Genomic DNA, 869 nt, shown 5'->3' with positions numbered 1-869 from the left:
TCAGGAAAGCTAAATAAACTCTACGCTCGCGACATTATGACTCCAACCGTCAAATCTGTCCCACAATCCTGGACCATGCAGCAATTTTCTGCCTTCTTATCTGATAACAATATCTCTGGCAGCCCCGTTGCTAATCAAGAAGGGCAGCTTATTGGCATTGCTACACTTAAAGATATTGCCGACTTCCACTTAAATTCTGTTGATAGCTCTTATGAGGAACAGCTCAGCGAAGAAGAGAAGCTCGAAGCAAGACGCTTACGTATGATGATTTTTGAAGGCATGGCCAAACTTCCAGTAGAAGTAGGCGATATTATGACCCCAATAATTTTCTCCGTCGACGAGGAAACAGCCATTGTCGACGTCGCTAAACTAATGATGGAGGAGCATTTACACCGCGTTTTTGTCAAAAAAGGTGAAGACCTGAGCGGTATCATTACTACTTATGATCTACTCAAAGTCATCGTCGATGAAGCTGCTAGCTAAATACGCTTAGCTCTAATTGATGGCATCACACTTGATGGCACAATCTGGTCAGTTAACTATCAACCCTAAGTTGCATAAGTCAGAGGTTTTTGTATGGTAAAAAGTAAGTTAAAACACAACAAGAAGCTTTATGTACTCGATACCAATGTACTAATCCACGAACCAGAGTCTATTTACAAGTTTGATGAACACGCAGTGTTTATTCCTCTTCGAGTATTAGAAGAACTCGATGGTCACAAACGAGGCAAAAATGAAATTGCCCGCAACGCTCGGCAGGCTCACCGTTATCTTGACGAGCTATTATCCAACATAGAAATAGACCAGCTCGATAAAGGCATCAGCCTTGACTCCTGCACCTTATATCCGGCTACTAATCACGAGGGCAA

2 protein-coding genes are annotated in these 869 nt (G+C 42.5%); both read left to right on the top strand.

What is annotated here, in order from left to right; all coding sequences use genetic code 11:
* Positions 1-483: HPP family protein (locus tag A3729_RS04280; protein ID WP_369820072.1), on the top strand; the 483-nt coding region annotated here is incomplete at its 5' end.
* Positions 484-576: 93 nt separating this feature from the next.
* Positions 577-869: PIN domain-containing protein (locus tag A3729_RS04275; RefSeq protein WP_231877333.1), on the top strand; the 293-nt coding region annotated here is incomplete at its 3' end.

This window comes from Oleiphilus sp. HI0043 (assembly GCF_001634935.1).
The sequence above is the reverse complement of the archived record's forward strand: the minus strand, read 5'-3'. Positions and strand labels throughout refer to the sequence as shown.